This window comes from Streptomyces sp. NRRL WC-3549, from assembly GCF_000721935.1.
GTDB lineage: Bacteria > Actinomycetota > Actinomycetes > Streptomycetales > Streptomycetaceae > Streptomyces.
In genome coordinates this window covers 150,090-166,714 of sequence record NZ_KL585395.1, presented here as the reverse complement: position 1 = coordinate 166,714, position 16,625 = coordinate 150,090, and the positions used below count along the sequence as shown (strand labels likewise).

Here is a 16,625-nt window from a genome sequence, read left to right as displayed (position 1 = left end):
CAGCCCGCTCAGAGATGTGTATAAGAGACAGCAGTGGACCACGGTGACCGGGCAGATCGCGTGCTGGGTGACGTGGAGGCTGACCGAGCCGAGCAGGGTCGCCTTGAAGCCGCTGTACCCGCGCGCGCCGACGACCAGCAGGTCGGCACCCTTGGAGCGCTCCACCAGGGTCAGTGCGGCGTTGCCGATTACGACGACCTTCTCCACCCGCGCCGCGCCCTCGGCGCCCAGGGCCTCCTCCAGCGCCTCGTTGAGCGCCACGGTGGCCACGGCCTGCGGGTCGAAGTCCTCCGGCAGACCCGGCATCATGGACGCCCAGCTGGTCGCGGGGTACTCCCAGCTGTTGACCGCCTCGATCGTGCTTCCGGTCAGCTCCGCCTGGCGTACTGCCCAGCGCAGCGCCTTGATCGACTGGTCCGAGCCGTCCACACCGACGACGATCCTGCCCATGTCCGCCTCCAGCTCCTCGGAGCACGTACGGCACGTACCCCACCTTGCGTGTATCCGTAATAACACGCGTCAAACCGGGCGCAAAGGGCCCGTAGGACCCTTGCGTCGCTCTGTCCCCCTGTGCCTCGCAGGGCTGCCTCGCAGGGCTGTTCCGAGCCGCCCGGTGTCAGCTCACCCGCAGCTCGGCGAGCTGCTGTTCGAACGGCACGACCGCGTCCTCGCCGTCGTCGAGCGTGGCCGCCCGGGACGCCCCGGAGACGGTGCGGCCGGTGACGGCGGAGGCGAGTTCGCCACCCGCGCGGCGGATGCGGGACGGGAGGCCGTCGGTGTACTCGTCGCCCTGGGCCCCCCAGTCCTCGGACGCCGCGTACACCGAGGTCGGCAGCGTGACCGCCCGCAGGTAGGCGAAGAGCGGGCGCATCGCGTGGTCCAGGACCAGGGAGTGCCGGGGGGTGCCGCCGGTCGCCGCGATCAGGACGGGCTTGCCGGTGAGCGCGGTGTTCTCGACCAGGTCGAAGAAGGACTTGAACAGGCCGCTGTAGGAGGCCGTGAAGACGGGCGACACGGCGATCAGGCCGTCCGCCCCGGTCACCGCGTCGATCGCGTCCCGCAGGTCGGCCGGCGGGAAGCCGGTGACCAGGTGGTTGGCGATGGACACGGCCAGGTCGCGCAGCTCGACGACCTGTACCTCGACGGCGCGGTCCTGGTCGGCGGCCAGCCGTTCACGGGTGGCCTCGGCGAGCCGGTCGGCCAGCAGGCGCGTGGAGGAGGGGCTGCTCAGTCCGGCCGAGACGGCCACGATCCTCAGCGGGGTGGTGGCGGACACGGTGCTCAGACCTCCTTCGGGGCGGCGGCGGCGCGGGCCGCGGCGACCGCGGGGTGGACGGGGGCGTCCGGCACACCGGCCGGGCGCAGGGCGGCGAACTCCTTGCGCAGCACGGGGACGACCTCCTCGCCGAGGATGTCGAGCTGCTCCAGGACCGTCTTGAGCGGGAGCCCCGCGTGGTCCATCAGGAACAGCTGGCGCTGGTAGTCGCCGACGGCGTCCCGGAAGGTCAGGGTGCGCTCGATGACCTCCTGCGGGGAGCCGACGGTGAGCGGGGTCTCACGGGTGAATTCCTCCAGGGAGGGCCCGTGTCCGTAGACCGGCGCGTTGTCGAAGTACGGGCGGAACTCCTTGACGGCGTCCTGCGAGTTCTTCCGCATGAACACCTGGCCACCGAGACCGACGACGGCCTGCTCGGCGGTGCCGTGGCCGTAGTGGGCGTAACGGCGCCGGTAGAGGCCGACCATCTTCTTCGTGTGTTCCATGGGCCAGAAGATGTTGTTGTGGAAGAAGCCGTCCCCGTAGTACGCGGCCTGCTCGGCGATCTCCGGGGAGCGGATGGAGCCGTGCCAGACGAACGGCGGGACGCCGTCCAGCGGGCGCGGGGTCGCCGTGAAGGACTGCAGCGGGGTGCGGAACTTGCCTTCCCAGTCGACGACGTCCTCGCGCCACAGCTTGTGCAGCAGGGCGTAGTTCTCGATCGCGAGCGGGATGCCCTGGCGGATGTCCTTGCCGAACCAGGGGTAGACCGGGCCGGTGTTGCCGCGGCCCGTCATCAGGTCGACGCGGCCGTCGGCGAGGTGCTGGAGCGTGGCGTAGTCCTCGGCGATCTTCACCGGGTCGTTGGTGGTGATCAGGGTCGTCGAGGTCGAGAGGATGAGGTTCTCGGTGCGGGCCGCGATGTAACCGAGGGTCGTGGTCGGCGAGGACGGGACGAACGGCGGGTTGTGGTGCTCACCGGTCGCGAAGACGTCCAGGCCCACTTCCTCGGCCTTCTGGGCGATCGCGAGGGTCGCCTTGATCCGCTCGTTCTCGGTCGGTGTCCTGCCGGTCGTGGGGTCGGTGGTGACGTCCCCGACGGTGAAGATCCCGAACTGCATGGCGCCCGCCTCCGTCTGAACTCTCTGAAGCATTTGATTGAACGTTGAACTATCGAACACACCCTACAACGGGGCGCCCCCGGCACCTATTCCCGGCTCCCCGGCGGGAGGGGCGTACGCCGGACGGAGCGAGCAGCGCCGATGGGCGGGAGCGAACACCGGAGGGGGCGCGGCGTCCTGCCGCGCGTCTTCGTCCACGTCTTCGCGGCGCACCTGTTCGCCGGCTTCGCCACGCCGCTGTTCCACGTGGGCGGCCGCGCCCGTACGAGGCGGATGCGCGGCCACACGTCTCCGCGGGCGCCCGGTGAGCGCACCTCCTCCAGGATCGCCCCCCCACCCGCCGCTCGCGCGACGCGGGCGGGATCACGTACGCGCCCCCCTGCCCGAGGGGCCCCGTGGCCGGTACACTCACCCCATGACCTCCGTACCGTGCCGCAACTGGTGGCGCTCCTCCTAGGAGCGGCCACCCCATCTGCACGGAACCAGGGCCGTTCGACATCGGACGGCCCTTCTTCGTTGCCCGGGGTCCCGGGCGGGCCGTCCTCCACGCACCCATCACCCGCGAGGAGAGCCCCCATGACCGCCGTCGCCGACCAGCCCGTGAACCCCGCCGTGCGCCGCAGCGCCGAGCTGGAGCAGCAGATCGCCCAGGACCCCGGACGCTTCCGGGTCCTCACCGGCGACCGTCCCACCGGGGCCCTGCACCTCGGGCACTATTTCGGGACCCTGCACAACCGGGTGCGGCTCCAGGACCTCGGTGCGGACGTCTTCGTCCTCATCGCCGACTACCAGGTCCTCACCGACCGGGACGTCGCCGAGCGGCTGAACGAGCACGTCGAGGGCCTGCTGCTGGACTACCTGGCGATCGGGATCGACCCCGCCCGGACGACGGTCTTCAACCACAGCGCCGTACCGGCCCTCAACCAGCTGCTGCTGCCGTTCCTCTCGCTGGTCTCCGTCGCCGAACTGGGCCGCAACCCCACCGTGAAGGACGAGATCGCCCACTCCCGGCAGGCCGCCGTCAGCGGGCTCATGTACACCTACCCGGTGCACCAGGCCGCCGACATCCTCTTCTGCAAGGGCGACCTCGTCCCCGTGGGACAGGACCAGCTGCCGCACCTGGAGATCACCCGCACCGTCGCCCGCCGCTTCAACGAGCGGTACGGGACCGTCTTCCCGGAGCCCGACGCGCTGCTCTCCGCCGCGCCCCTGCTGCTCGGCACCGACGGCACCAAGATGAGCAAGAGCCGCAACAACTCCGTGGCCCTGGGCGCGAGCGAGGACGAGACCGCGCGGCTGATCAAGGGCGCCACCACCGACGCCGACCGGCACATCACCTACGACCCCGAGACCCGCCCCGGGGTGTCGAGCCTGGTGCTGCTGGCCGCGCTCTGCCTCGGCCGCGACCCGCACGCCGTCGCCGAGGAGATCGGGGACGGCGGCGCCGCCGCGCTGAAGCGGACGGTGACGGAGGCGGTCAACGCGACGATGGCGCCGATCCGGGCCCGGCGGGCCGAGTACGCGAAGGACATGGGCCAGGTACGGGACATCCTGCGCGCCGGCAACGAGCGCGCGAACGCCGTGGCCGAGGCGACCCTGGACGAGGTGCGGCAGGCCATGGGCATGTTCCGGTGACGTAGGGGCTCCGTCCGTAGGCCCCGGCGCGCCGCCGGCCCCGGTGCACCGCCGGGGCCGGCCCACCGACCGGACCGCCCCGCCTACCGCACGGTCGTCGCCCGCTGCCGGCGCAGCAGTTCGGCCAGGCCGCGCCGGGTCGCGGCGATCACCACCCGGTCCTCCGGGCGCAGCACGTACCCCGGGTGCAGGTTCCAGACCAGTCCGGACGGCCGGCCCACCGCCTCCGGCGCGTCCGGGTCGTACGGCGGTACGGCGGCCAGGTCCGGGAGGCGGTCGGCCGGCGGGGTGGCGTCCAGCGCCAGGACCCGCCAGGCACCGGCCCGGAACGCCTGCTCGACGGTGCGGCCCAGCAGCTGCGGGTGGCCGCCCACCTCCAGGGCGGCGAACAGCATCACCTTGCGTTCGACCGGGACCGCGCCGAGGATCTGCCGGCCCATCATGGCGACGGCGAACGACGGCGCGGCCAGGTGGGACACCGAGCGGGACCGGGTCACGGCCTGCGGGTGGGCGGTGCGCAGGGTGCGGAAGACGGCGGTGGCGAACTCGTCGTCGTACAGCCGCAGGGCCACCTGGAGGTCCGGTTTGACCGAGCGGGCGTACAGCGTGGCTTCGAGGTTCGTGGTGTCGATGCTGGTCAGGGCGAGCAGGGCGCGTGCCCGGCGGATCTTCGCCGCCTCCAGGACACCTTCCTGGGTGACGTCACCGATGACCGTCGGCACGTGCATGCTGCGCGCCAGCGGGATGCCGCGCGCCTCCGGGTCCTCCTCGACCACCACCACGGGGATCTCCAGTTCCCGCAGCCGCACCAGCACGCGGGTGCCGATCTTGCCGAGGCCGAGCAGCACCACGTGTCCGGACAGGCCGCGCGGCGGCCGGCGCAGCGAGGACGCGTGGCGCAGCGAACCGAACGCCTCCAGCACGGCGGCGACCAGCAGCGGCAGCAGGAGGAGTCCGGCCATCCCGGAGAGCAGCTGGATGATCTGGCGCGGCGGCGGCCCGTCCTCCGCCGGGTCGCCCATCGCCAGCAGGTCGAGCAGCGTGAGGTAGGAGGCGTGCAGCGGGCTGTCGCCGGTGGTGATGACGGAGGCGACGGCGAGGGCCACGGCGGCGGCCGCGACGCCCAGGGCCGACCAGCGCAGCCGGCGCGAGAAGATGTGGCTCAGCGGCGCGCCCCGGCCGCCCATGCGTACCGCGACCCGGTCCGGCCCGGCGTGGCTGATGGCCTCCAGGACCACCGTGCCGCGTCCGGTGGCGGCGTCCACCGTCGCCTGGTCGGGCAGGAGTTGGGGTCCGTCGTCGCCGTTGCTGTCGGAACCCTCGGAGCCGGCCGGGTCGTGGGTGGTGGAGGAGAGCAGGGCCAGCGTGCACAGCCCCGGGTCGGCGAGCTCGCCCTGCCGGGGCGGGGTGCGCTCGGCGGCGCGCAGGAGGAGGCCCTCGGCCTGGACGACCTTGCTGCTGCCGGTCACCGCCGTGGCGGCGAGCGCGGGGGCGGCGGTGTCGGCGTCGGACAGCACGGTGGTGGAGGCGTCCAGCACGTCCGGGTCCACGCCGGGCATGGCGAGCGCCGCCGCCTGGTCGAGCAGGGTCTCCAGGTGCTGGCCCAGCTTGCGGTTGTAGAGCCGGATGACCAGCCGCAGGCGCGGATTGAGCCGGCGGGCCGTCAGGGCTGCCCGGATGTTGAGCTCGTCGTCGTCGTAGACCAGCGCGAGGGCGGCGGCCCGCTCGACCCCGGCCTCCTCCAGCACCTCGTCGGAGGGCTCGTGGGCCTCCATGATGCGCACGGCCTCGACCCCGGCGTTGGTGTCGCCGCTCCCGGTGCCGCCCGCCGCGCCGTTGCGGTTCATCGCCGCCGACATCCGGCCGAACAGGGCGGCTGCCCGGGCCCGCTGGGTGAGCGGAAGCTCGGGACGGGTGGTGTCGCGGCCCGGGGGGAGCAGCAGCGTGACCCGCTCGCCGTAGACGTACCGCAGCTCCACGGCGAGCCGCCGGGCGAGCGCGTCGTCGCCGCAGACGAGCATGTGGCCGTGGGCCGCGGGGTGTTGGGACTGATGAGGAAGTGGGGGCACGAAACCCAGCATGCCTGCTGACCCCTCTCCTGTCAGTCGTGGACCGGTCCGGGGCCGCCCAGGAGGCGGCGCGGGTCGGCCGCCCGGTGGATGGCCGTCTCCACCGCCGAGATGCGGTCCGCGAGCAGCCCGAGGGCCGCGACCGCCCGGGTGACGGGGTCGCCGTCCGGGCCGCCGAGCGCCTGCGTACGGACGTAGGCGGCGGTGACCTCCGCCCAGCGCTCGGCCTGCCGCCCGGTGAGCGTGCCGCGCAGCGCGGCCAGCTTCAGCAGGTTGGCCTCGGCGCCCGAGGTCAGGGTCTGGGCCTCGCCCGCGTAGTGGTCGTCGATGACGGCGGACAGCTCGGCCTCGTTCATGACGGGCACGATCCGCTCGGCGATCTTGTTCATGTTGCGGTACGAGCCCTGCAGCCGGAACGGCGGCTCCGTCCGTGTCGCGTCGGTCCGGGCCGCCGAGGCGATGTACGCCGCGTTCACCGCGAGGACCGTCTCCCGGGCGGTGAGCAGGTGGCGCAGGACCGCCACGATCCGCTCCAGCTCGGCCGGCGCGTACGCGTGCTCCAACTGGTCGGCGTGGGCCCCGGAACCGGACGCCATACGCACGAGCAGCGCCAGGTCGGCGCGGGAGCGGCCCGCGAGCGGGGCGAGGACCGGGTTGGCGGTCAGCGCGTTCTCGACGAAGCTCAGCGCGAAGACGTCCTCCCGGCCGCTCAGTACCTCACCGAGGTTCCACACGTCGGCCCGGTTGGCGAGCATGTCCGGAATCCGGAACCGCTCCCCGGACTCGGTGTACGGGTTGCCCGCCATCACCACCGCGAACCGTTTGCCCCGCAGGTCGTAGCTGCGCGGCTCGCCGTCCAGGACCCCCTCGACACGGCGGGTGGCGTCGCAGAGCGGGATGAACTTCTGGAGCAGCTCGGGGGAGGTGTGCTGGATGTCGTCCAGGTAGAGCAGGGTGTTGTTGCCGGACTCCAGCGCGAAGTTGATCTTCTCGACCTCGCGGCGGGCGGTCGCGCCGCGTGCCTGCGCCGGGTCCAGGGACGTCACGTCGTGGCCGAGGTTCGGGCCGCTGACCTTCACCAGGACCATGCCGAGCCGGTCGGCGACGTACTCCATGAGCGTCGTCTTGCCGTAGCCCGGCGGGGAGACGAGCAGCAGCAGGCCCTGCGAGTCGGTGCGCCGGTCCGCGTCCGCCGTGCCGAGCTGCTTGGCGAGGCTGTCCCCGATCAGCGGCAGGTACACCTCGTCCAGGAGCTGGTTGCGGACGAACGCCGACATGACACGCGGCCGGAGCCAGTGCGGTGCGCAGCCGCTGGTACGCGCGGAATCCGGGCACGGACTCGGCCCTGAACGCAGCGGTACGGGCGAGGAATTCGTCCAGCCGGACCGACAGCGTCCCCCGGTCCGCACGGGGGTGGTCGCCCAGCAGCCCGTCCACCGTGGCGGTGAGCGGGGCGTCGCAGTCGTACCGCTCCAGGTCCGGACAGAGCTCCACGGCCGCGGCCTCCGCCAGGTCCCCGGGGTCCACGTCGGTGCCGGAGGCGGCGGCGTACGCGCCGAGCCAGCCCTCGACCAGCTGGCGGCGGGCCGGCAGGTCGTCCTGGAGCGCCGCCAGGTCGTCGTCGTACGCCGAGGTGCCGGTGGCCCGGCGGAACTTCTCCAGGAACATACGGGTGGCGGCGCTCGTGACGAACCCGGCCGGCCCGCTCGTCAGCTCCTCGAAGAGGTACCCGGCGGCGGCCTGTCCCGCCCCCATCACCGCCGCCCACTCCTCCTGGAGGACGGCGACGGCCGGGGCGAGCCCGAAGGTGTCGCGGGCCCGCGCCAGCGACAGGGCCCGGCGCGACCAGGACGCCCGCAGGGCCTCGTCGGCCCCGTGCGCCCAGAACAGCTGTGCCGCGGCGCGCACGGCGGGTCCGAACCGCAGCAGCCCGGCCCCGGCGTGCAGCCGCAGCAGCACGGTCAGGATCGCGGTGGCGTCCTCGTCGTGGACGCCCCGCTGGTAGCCCTCGTCGTACGCCGCCGCTGCCGCCTCCCGGACGAGCGCGGCCAGGTCCGGCGCGCCCGCCAGGGCGTCGGCGCCGTGCTCGTCCAGCAGCCGGGCGGCCAGGTACTCGGCGCGGTAGACGTCCCCCGACTCCGAGGGCAGCAGCCGGTCCCAGTACGGCCGGGTCGCCGCGAACTCCGGGTCGGTGACCGGGGCCCGGTAGTCGGTGCCGGTCAGCGCGAAGGCGAGCCGGTCCCCCTGCGGGACCAGGGTCAGGTCGAAGGGCTGGGTGTTCACCGCGAACCGGTGGCGGCCCAGCTTGAGCACCGCGCCGCCGTCCGCGTACAGCTCACCGCGGTCCCGCAGCGCCCGCCCGGCCTCCTGACGGGCCGCCTTCAGCCGCCCGTCGAGCTCCTCGGCGCGCACCGGGTCGCCCAGCTCGCGCAGCTCCTCGGCGGTGCGCCGGACCTTGGCGACCATCGGGTCGGACGCGAAGTACGTGTGGACGGCGTCCAGGTCCTCCAGCGCGGCCAGGCGCCGGGTGACCGTCTCCAGGACCCGGGCGGCCGAGTCCGCGAGCCGCTCGGCCCGCCGGGCGCGGGCGTCCTGGAGGGTCTGCCGACGGGCCGAGAACGCCTCGTAGACCTCGGTTCTGCGCTCGCCCAGCCGGCCGAGGAAGTCGTCGGACTCCGCGAACCGCGACTCCAGGTTCTCCAGCTGGAGCAGCAGCCGGGCCAGTTGCTCGTCGCAGGCCTCGGGGGAGTCGGCGGCGGCCAGCGCCCCGGTGACGGCCTGGCCGAGCAGCGCGAACTCGGCGGCGAACTCGGCCCGCCCCTCCTGCGACAGCAGCTCACGGCGGCGGGCGTCGAGGGTGGCGCGGGCCCGGTTGGCGTCGCCCAGCACCCCGGCGATGCGCTCCAGGATCGACGTGCGGACGGTGGCGTCCCCGATGTCGAGCCCGGTCACCACGTCCGTGACGGTCGCCAGCCCCTCGGTGATCTCCGTCAGCCGGTCGCCCACCCGCGAGGCGTCGGCGACCGCGGCGAGCTCCCCGGCGGTGGTGGTGAGGGCGGCGAGCTCCTCGTGGTAGCCGGTGAAGGCGTCGTCACGGGAGAGGAAGGCGACGGCCCGCCGGGCGGCCGACTCCAGGTCGGCCTCCGCCTCGGCGGACAGCTCGGCGATGCGCCCGGTGTCGGCGTACCGCATCTCGCCGAGGGTCGCCAGGTGCCCGTGGACGCGGCGCAGTTCGGTGAGCCGGCCGACCCAGGCGGCGGCCGAGCTCGGGGCCTCGCCCCGGATGCGGCGGACCAGGGCGGTGAGCCGGGCGGCCGTCCCGTCGAGGGCGTCGGCGGCCTGCCGGGTCAGCTCCTGCACCGTCTCGAACTCGGCGAGCACCTGGCCCGCGGTCTCCCCGATCTCCGCCAGCGGCTCGGCGAGCAGGCCCAGGTCGGGGTCGGTGAGCCAGTGGTAGCGGTCGCCGGCCCGTGCGCAGTCGGCGACGAGCCGGGCGTACACGGCGGCGGTCGGCGTCATGTCGCGTACGCCGTGCGCCAGGGCGAGGCAGTCGGAGATTCCGCGCACCAGGTCGGCGTTGCCCGTCCGGGCGAGCGGGCCCGCCCCGGCGGGGTGTGCGGCGGCGTAGGTGTCGGAGACGTACGGGGTCTGCCAGCGCTGCAGGGGGTGGACGCGGGCGGGCCCGTCCTCGCCCCCCTTCAGCAGGACGAGGGTGCCGTCGTCCAGCAGCGCGTGCCCGCGGCCGAGCAGCGGGGTGGCGACCTCCTGCCGGATCAGGTTGTACGGCAGGAGCAGGGTGCGGCTCTCGTCGCGGGACCGGAAGACGTACAGCACGTCCTCCCCGTTGGGGGAGCGGACCGCGCCCTCGAAGACCGGGTCGGAGATCTCCTCGGCGGTGTCGAACGTCTTGGCGGCGCCGGTGGTGAGGTAGTAGCCGCCGGGGAAGATGATCCCCTGGTCCTCGGGGAGCCGGTGGCACGACGGTCCGATCGCGTCGAGCCGCTGGACGCGGCCCAGCAGCGTGTTGAAGACCAGGTGGCGCCAGGCCTCCTCCTTGTACGGGCGCACCCGCAGCAGGATCAGCGGCCCCGCCCGGGCGTACTCGACGTCGGCGTCCGCCAGGGACTGCAGGGGCTCGTCGACGGGCTCCTCGTAGATCCCGTCGGGGGTCTCGGTGTCGTCCTCGGTCTTGACGGTGAGCGTGCCGCCCAGGGTGTCGACGAAGAGCGTGCCGTCGGCCACCGCGATGTGCGGGTGCCGGCCGGGCCGGTGGGCGTCCCGCCCCGCCGGGGCCCAGTCGAAGTCGTGCGACGGCGGGAACACGTGGTCCTTCTCGCCCCGGGCGTCCAGGAACTCCCCGGGCGTCCCGTCCGGGCCCAGCGCCCAGCGCAGCACACGGACGTCCTCGGCGCTCTCCCCGGTACGGAACACGGCGATCAGCCGGCCGTTGACCCGGCGCAGGCGCAGCAGCCGGGCGTCGCGGAAGTAGCGGTGCAGTCCGGCGAACTCCCGGACGAACGCCTCGTCGGCCAGGGGCCCTTCGCCCGTCACCTCCTCCAGGCCGGCTTCCCGCAGGACGAGGACGTCGCCGACCCCGGTCTCCCCGCCGACCCCGGGCCCCCGCTCGAAGCCGAACAGCAGCCGGTCGCCGACCGCCACCAGGTCCCGTGCCAGCGAGGCCCGCTCGGTGTGCACCTGTTCGGTGGCCAGCAGCCGCAGCCCGGTCGACCCGAACTCCTCGGTCCGCCGCGCGTTGAGCGCTTCGGCCCGCCGGACGAGCTCGTCGGCCTGCGCCCCGAGCCGCCGCCGCAGCACGTCGTAGGCACCGCCGTCGGTGAGTGTGGTCTCGGTGTCACGGTCCATGCGTACGGCTCCCTACGGATGGTTCGACTGCGCGCTCTCTGCTCACCGGCGGCCCGGCCCCTGCCACGCGGGCGGGCCCCCGGGCCCCCGGGGCCGGGCCCCGGGGCTCGGGGCCCGGGGCCCGTATGTCCGGCCCGTCCGGCACCCCGAGGAGGGAATCCCCGCCCGGGGGCCGCCCCCCCGGGACGGTTTCCGGTTACGCCACCCCTGCGGCGGCGGCCCCGTTCTCGGACGGCTGCGCGGCGACGGCCGTGCCGCCGCCACCCGCCAGCGACGACACCGTCCTCCCCGCCAGTCCCAGCTCCTCCGCCGCGGCCAGCAACTGCCGTACCTGCCCGGTGGCCGCCCCCGACGTCCCGCGCATCAGCTGCGTCAGCAGCGCCGACACCGTCAGGTTCTGCACGTCCCCCGTGGAGAAGGACCCCAGCACCCGGGTCAGGTCGTCCGTGAAGGACGAGCTGCCGTCCAGCCACGGCCCGGCCAGTGTCTGCGCGGTCTTGGAGTTGTTCACGAACCCGTCCACACTGCGGCCCAGCGAGATCGACGAGACCAGCCGGTCGAAGAAGACCGAGTCCCCGCCGACGATGTCGATGTCCGCGTTCTCCAGCCCCGTCGCCAGGATCGTCGCCTGCGCCTCGGCCACCTGCCGCTGCACGTCGAACTCCGCCAGCCGGATCTCCTTCTCCGCGGCCAGCCGCAGCCGGTACTCCTCGTGCCCGCGCGAGGCCTCGTCCAGCGCCGCCATCGCGGCGGCCTTCTCCGTGAGCCCCGCCGCCTCGGCCTTCAGCCTCTCGCCGATCACCGCCGCGTCGGCGGCCGCCTGGGCCTGCGTGCCCTCCGCGGTCGCCAGCGCCTTGAGGCGCGCGCCCTCCGCCTCGGCCCTGAGCCGGGCCTCGGTCGCCTGCGCCTCCGCGAGACCGGCCTTCTCGGTGACGTCGGCCGCCGCGTCCCGGACCTGGACCTCCGCCAGCCCCGCCGCCGCGGACTCCGCCTGGACGCCCTCCGCCAGCCGCAGCTTCGCCTGGGCGTCGAGGTCGGCGGTCTTCAGCCGGGCCTCGGCGAGCGTCAGCTGCTCGGCCGCCAGGTGCGTCGCGGCGGCCTCCGCGGCCTCCGCCGCCTTGATGTCCTTGACCAGCTTCTCCTGCGCCTCCGCCTCGGCCGCGATGATCACGGACTTGCGGGTGCGCTCCGACTCCTCGACGGCCCGCAGGGTGCGGATCGACTCCTCCTGCTCGGCGACCGTACGGTCCACCGCGATCCGCTCCCGGATGACGTCGGCGACCTCACGGCGTTCGGCCTCGACCTCCTTGGTCGCGGCGATCCGGTTCAGCTCGGTCTCGCGCTCGCGCCCGATGACCTCCAGCATCCGGTCCTTCTCGATGCGCTCGTTCTCCACGGCGATGACCCGCTCGCGGTTCTTCTGGGCGACGGCGATCTCCCGGGCCTGGTTCTCCCGCTGGATACCGAGCTGCTCCTCGGTACGGATGAACGCCCCCTGCGAACCGAGCCGCTCCTCCTCCTGCACCCGGGCGGTGGCGGCCTCCTCGCGGGCCCGCAGCGTCTCGACCTCGCGGCGCTGCTTGATCTCCGCCTCGGCCTGCCGGCGCTCCAGCTCCAGGATGGTCTCCCGGGCGTCGACGTCCTGCCGGGTGATCTCCTTCTGCTCGGTGCGCTGGAACTCGTTGGTCCGCACGTGCTCGATCGCCGTCAGTTCGGTGATCTTCCGGATGCCCTGCGCGTCCAGGATGTTGGCCCCGTCGAGCTGGGCCATCGGCGTCTGCTCCAGGAAGTCGATCGCGGCGTCGTCGAGGTGGTAGCCGTTCAGGTCGGTCCCGATGACCCGGATGATCCGGTCCCGGAACTCCTCGCGCTTGGTGTAGAGGTCGACGAAGTCGAGCTGCTTGCCGACCGTCTTGACCGCCTCCGAGAACTTCGCGACGAAGAACTCCTGGATGGCGATCTTGTCGCTCGCCCGCTCGGTGCCGATGGACTGGGCGACCTTGATGACGTCCTCGACGGTCTTGTTCACCCGCACGAAGAACGTGATGTGGATGTCCGCGCGGATGTTGTCCTGGCAGATCAGCCCCTCACGTCCGGTGCGGCGGATCTCGATCGTCTTCACCGAGATGTCCATGGTCTCGGCCTTGTGGAGCACCGGCAGGACGACCGCACCGGTGAAGGTGACGTCGACCTTCTTGGTCTTGGAGATGATCAGCGCCTTGCCCTGTTCGACCTTGCGGAAGAGCCGGGTGATCACGAAGACCAGGGCGATGACGATGAGCAGGACAACGGCGATCAGCACGCCGATGCCCAAGGAGATGGCATCCATGTCAGTCCTTGACGGCTGGTGGGACGAAGCGGAAGTGGTGAGCGGCATGCCGCGTCAGGGCATGCGGGGGCCTGGTACCGGCACGGCGGGCCGGTGCGGACGGCGGGCGGGGCGTCAGCCCGCGTCGCGTGGCACGGCGCGTGGGGCGAGCGCGGCGTCGTACGGCGAGACCCAGAAGAACTCGCCCTCGGCGTCGTACGCGTAGAGGAGACCCGCGCTGCCCGCGGTGAACGCCTCGTCCGGCGTGGCGGGCGGTGTCAGCTGCCGCACCTGCACGATCGCGGTCGATCCGTCGGCCGCCGCGACCTCCGCCTGCCCGAAGTCGGCGCTGACCGTGCCCGTACGGATCGTGCAGACCTGCCCCACGAAGTCCTGCCGGGATGGAGGAGGTTCCGCGGGGAAGTACCGGCGGAATCGGCGCAGGACCATGCGGACCACTCCCCAGGCGACGAGTAGCGCGCCCACCAGCACACAGACGTGGAGCAGGGCGCGCGGGGTGCCGGTCGTACCGCTGCGGAGCACCAGGACGGACCCCGTCAGACCGACGAACCAGGAGACGAGGACGAGCAGCGACAGCGAGACCGAGACCGGTGCGCCACCGAGACCGACCGTGTCGGCGTCGAGATCGGTGTCGAAGGAGTCGGGCCCGGCCGCTCCGGCGAGTACGAGCAGCCAGAAGCAGACGACGACGACCAGGGCGGCACCGAAGAGGACGGCCGGAAAGGCGAGTGCTGCGGAAAGGAATTCGTTCATCCGGTCCACCCCCTGCGGCGTTGGCACGCCCTCGTACGAAGCGGGAGGCCGGCCGGTGACGGGTGGGGAGGGGCCCGGTGCCGCGAAACCGTGCAGACGGCTCCGCGGCAGCCGGGTGTTCCCCCCCCGTATTTCCCCCGTAACCCCCGTGATTCCCCCGTGTGTTGCTGAACCGATCGTGTCATCCGGAGGCGCTCCCGCGCATTGCCGGGATCCGGCAAACTTGTAGGGCCCCCGTTGCCGGGCAACGGCATGCCTTCACGGGCGTTGCCGCAATGACACAGCTGTTACATACAAGGAGAAGTGGGCCGTGGCGGAACCGGAGATCCCGGACAGGTTCCTGGAGGGCTATGCCCGGATTCTGGGCGAGGTCGCCGAGACCGGCCGCAGGCTCACCCGGGACGAACTGGAGACCCGGCGCGCCCTGGGCCGCGAGTCCGCCGAGGCCGGCCACCAGTTGCGGGCCCTGGTGCGGCTCCACCTTGCTCAGACCCGGGAATCCTGGCCCGGCGCCGTGAAAGGGGCGGCCACCGACGCCGTACTGGCCGCCGTGGAACAGGCGGTCGACGCCTTCGCGGAGGGCTTCGAACGGGCCCAGCGGCTGACGGTACGGCGCGAGGAGGCGGCGCGCCGGGAGTTCATCGACGACCTGCTGTACGGGCGCAGCGACCTGGGGCGCCTCGCGGAGCGCGCCACCCGCTTCGGACTGCGGCTCTCCCGGGCGCACGCCGTCGCGGTGGCCGCCGGACCGGAGGCGTACAGCGAGAGCGACATGGTGCCGCGCACGGTGGAGTCGGCCCTGCTGGCCCGGTTCAGCGGCCGGAAGATCCTGCTCACCACGAAGGACGGGCGCCTCGTCTGCATCGCTCCGGGCAACCAGCCGGACGTCCTGCGGTACTTCGCCAAGCAGTCGCACGCGGCGACGGACGGCGGCCAGGTCGCGGTCGGACGCCCGCACCGCGGTCCGGGCGGTGTCGTCCACTCGTACGACGAGGCGCTCGAAGCGCTGGACCTGGCGGAGCGGATGGGGCTGGACGACCCGGTGCTGTACGCCGCCGACCTGATGGTCTACCCGGTGCTGACCCGCGACCGCCAGGCGATGGCCGACCTGGTGCGCAGCGAGCTGGGGCCGCTCCAGCAGGCGAGGGGCGGCGCGGAACCCTTGCTGGAGACGTTGTCCGTGTACTTCGACGCGGGCTGTGTCGCCGCCGAGACGGCCCGCCGGCTGGCGTTGAGCGTGCGGGCGCTGACGTACCGGCTGGAACGCATCCACCAGCTGACGGGGTCCGACCCGTCCGATCCGATGCACCGCTACTCGCTGCAGACGGCGGTGATCGGCGCCCGGCTGCTGGACTGGCCGGCGAAGGAGCTCTGAGCGGGCCCGGGCGGGACGGGCGGCCGGGGATCGGCCGGGGGCGCGCAGGGGAGTCGGCACCCCCGGCCTGCCGGACGCGAACGGGTGGGTGGGCCCGTCGTGATCGTCCGGCGCACGGGGGTACGCCGGCCCCGGCAGCCGTTGACGGGGCGGAGGCGGGCGTACGGAACCGCGGAGGCCCGAAGGGCCTACAGGTCGAACTCGTGCGGCGGCAGGTCGAGCGCGAAGCACGCCTCGCGCACGACGGCGCGCTCCTGCGCGTCGAAGTCGCCGTCGGCGCCCCCGATGACGATGCCGATCTGGATGACGGCACGCGCCTCGGCGGGCTTCTTCTTCGCCTTGGCGATCTCCTGGAGCACACTGACCTTGCCGAAGGCGAAGTCGGCGGTCAGCTGGTCCACGTAGGCGTTGAAGCGGCGCTGGAGGTCGTCGGCCGGGAAGTTGCGCAGGACGTCGTTGGCGGAGATCAGGTCGGCGACACGCTGCCGCTCGGACGGGTCGACGGAACCGTCGGCGGCGGCGACCAGGGCGCAGACGGCCATGCTCGCGTCCCGGAACGCCCCGCTCTTCAGGTCGTTCTTCTTCGCCTCCAGCTGCTGCTGCATCGTCGACGCGGATTCCTTGATCCGATCCCAAAGGGCCATGACGTCTCCATACGGTGCGTGATGTGTCGTGCGGTGGGTGGCGTGAGCCAGGGAAACTCTACAGCCGTGTAGAAGTTGCCGGGCGGGCCGTCCGGACATCCGGGGCGCAGAGGCCGGAGTCCGTCGGGAGAGGTCCCGGAAGCGGTCCTCAGGAGTGCTCCTCCACCAGGGCGACGAACGGGATCGAGGCCCCCGCCCGCCGGTACCCCTCGGCGCCGCCGTCGACGGTGAAGCCCGTGGAAGCGCAGAGCCTGCGTGCCGTCCGGGGGTGCCGGTCGGCGTATCCGGCCATCAGCGCCCCGCCCTCCTCGGCCGGGAGGAAGCGGGCGGACACCGCGTGGTAGCCGCGTCCGGCCTGCACCACGGCCTGCGGTGACTCCTGGAGGTCGCGGTACCAGTGGGCCCGCTCCCCGGCACCGGAGGCCACGGTCCAGGCCCTGCGCCCGTCCACCCGCCCGGTCGCGACGACTTCGAGGGGGGTGCGGCGGGGCTCGCCCGTGAGGCGCCCGGTGTGGACAAGCAGCAGGAGACGGCCCCGGAAGACCGGCCCGAGCCCCATGCGGAACAGGTGGACCGGCAGG

General features: G+C 73.1%; 10 protein-coding genes and 2 pseudogenes. 3 read left to right on the top strand and 9 right to left on the bottom strand.

Annotated features, from left to right (window positions below; translation table 11 throughout):
- From IH13_RS0113590 to IH13_RS0113580, 3 genes are all read right to left on the bottom strand, one after another.
- The coding region (locus IH13_RS0113590) for a universal stress protein (RefSeq protein ID WP_063837439.1) at nt 1-450 on the bottom strand (450 nt) is incomplete at its 3' end.
- A 166-nt stretch (nt 451-616) separates the two neighbouring features.
- Entirely contained in the window at nt 617-1,276 is a 660-nt protein-coding gene (locus IH13_RS0113585; protein WP_031084186.1) for an FMN reductase, read from the bottom strand.
- A 5-nt stretch (nt 1,277-1,281) separates the two neighbouring features.
- Nucleotides 1,282-2,376, bottom strand: a complete 1,095-nt coding sequence (locus IH13_RS0113580) for an LLM class flavin-dependent oxidoreductase (RefSeq protein ID WP_031084184.1) — start codon at nt 2,374-2,376, stop codon at nt 1,282-1,284.
- Between the two features lie 141 nt (nt 2,377-2,517).
- Here IH13_RS0113580 and IH13_RS46070 point away from each other — a divergent pair.
- Together IH13_RS46070 and trpS are read left to right on the top strand one after the other, a co-directional pair.
- A pseudogene (locus IH13_RS46070) lies at nt 2,518-2,625 on the top strand (DUF6126 family protein); the annotation flags it as partial.
- 327 nt (nt 2,626-2,952) lie between these two features.
- Complete coding sequence (gene trpS, locus IH13_RS0113575; RefSeq protein ID WP_031084182.1) at nt 2,953-4,011, top strand: tryptophan--tRNA ligase; 1,059 nt, start codon at nt 2,953-2,955, stop codon at nt 4,009-4,011.
- A gap of 83 nt (nt 4,012-4,094) precedes the next feature.
- Here the strand turns inward: trpS and IH13_RS0113570 are convergent, their stop codons facing one another.
- The 4 genes and pseudogenes from IH13_RS0113570 to IH13_RS0113555 form a co-directional block, all read right to left on the bottom strand.
- Complete coding sequence (locus IH13_RS0113570) at nt 4,095-6,092, bottom strand: NAD(P)-binding protein (RefSeq protein ID WP_031084180.1); 1,998 nt, start codon at nt 6,090-6,092, stop codon at nt 4,095-4,097.
- A 20-nt stretch (nt 6,093-6,112) separates the two neighbouring features.
- A pseudogene (locus tag IH13_RS37380) lies at nt 6,113-10,943 on the bottom strand (DNA repair ATPase).
- Nucleotides 10,944-11,139: 196 nt separating this feature from the next.
- Nucleotides 11,140-13,272 (bottom strand): flotillin family protein, encoded by a 2,133-nt coding sequence (locus IH13_RS0113560; RefSeq protein ID WP_031084178.1) that lies wholly within the window; start codon nt 13,270-13,272, stop codon nt 11,140-11,142.
- Nucleotides 13,273-13,386: 114 nt separating this feature from the next.
- Entirely contained in the window at nt 13,387-14,025 is a 639-nt protein-coding gene (locus tag IH13_RS0113555) for a hypothetical protein (RefSeq protein ID WP_031084177.1), read from the bottom strand.
- 310 nt (nt 14,026-14,335) lie between these two features.
- Between IH13_RS0113555 and IH13_RS0113550 the strand changes: the two genes are divergently transcribed.
- A complete protein-coding gene (locus IH13_RS0113550; RefSeq protein ID WP_031084175.1) occupies nt 14,336-15,400 on the top strand; it encodes a PucR family transcriptional regulator in 1,065 nt (354 codons plus the stop codon).
- 188 nt (nt 15,401-15,588) lie between these two features.
- Here IH13_RS0113550 and IH13_RS0113545 read toward each other — a convergent pair whose 3' ends face one another.
- Nucleotides 15,589-16,044, bottom strand: a complete 456-nt coding sequence (locus IH13_RS0113545) for a tellurite resistance TerB family protein (RefSeq protein ID WP_031084172.1) — start codon at nt 16,042-16,044, stop codon at nt 15,589-15,591.
- A 148-nt stretch (nt 16,045-16,192) separates the two neighbouring features.
- Nucleotides 16,193-16,624: a nitroreductase family deazaflavin-dependent oxidoreductase gene (locus IH13_RS0113540; protein WP_082317597.1), complete on the bottom strand. Its 432-nt coding sequence runs from the start codon at nt 16,622-16,624 to the stop codon at nt 16,193-16,195.
- Nucleotide 16,625: the final 1 nt, after the last annotated feature.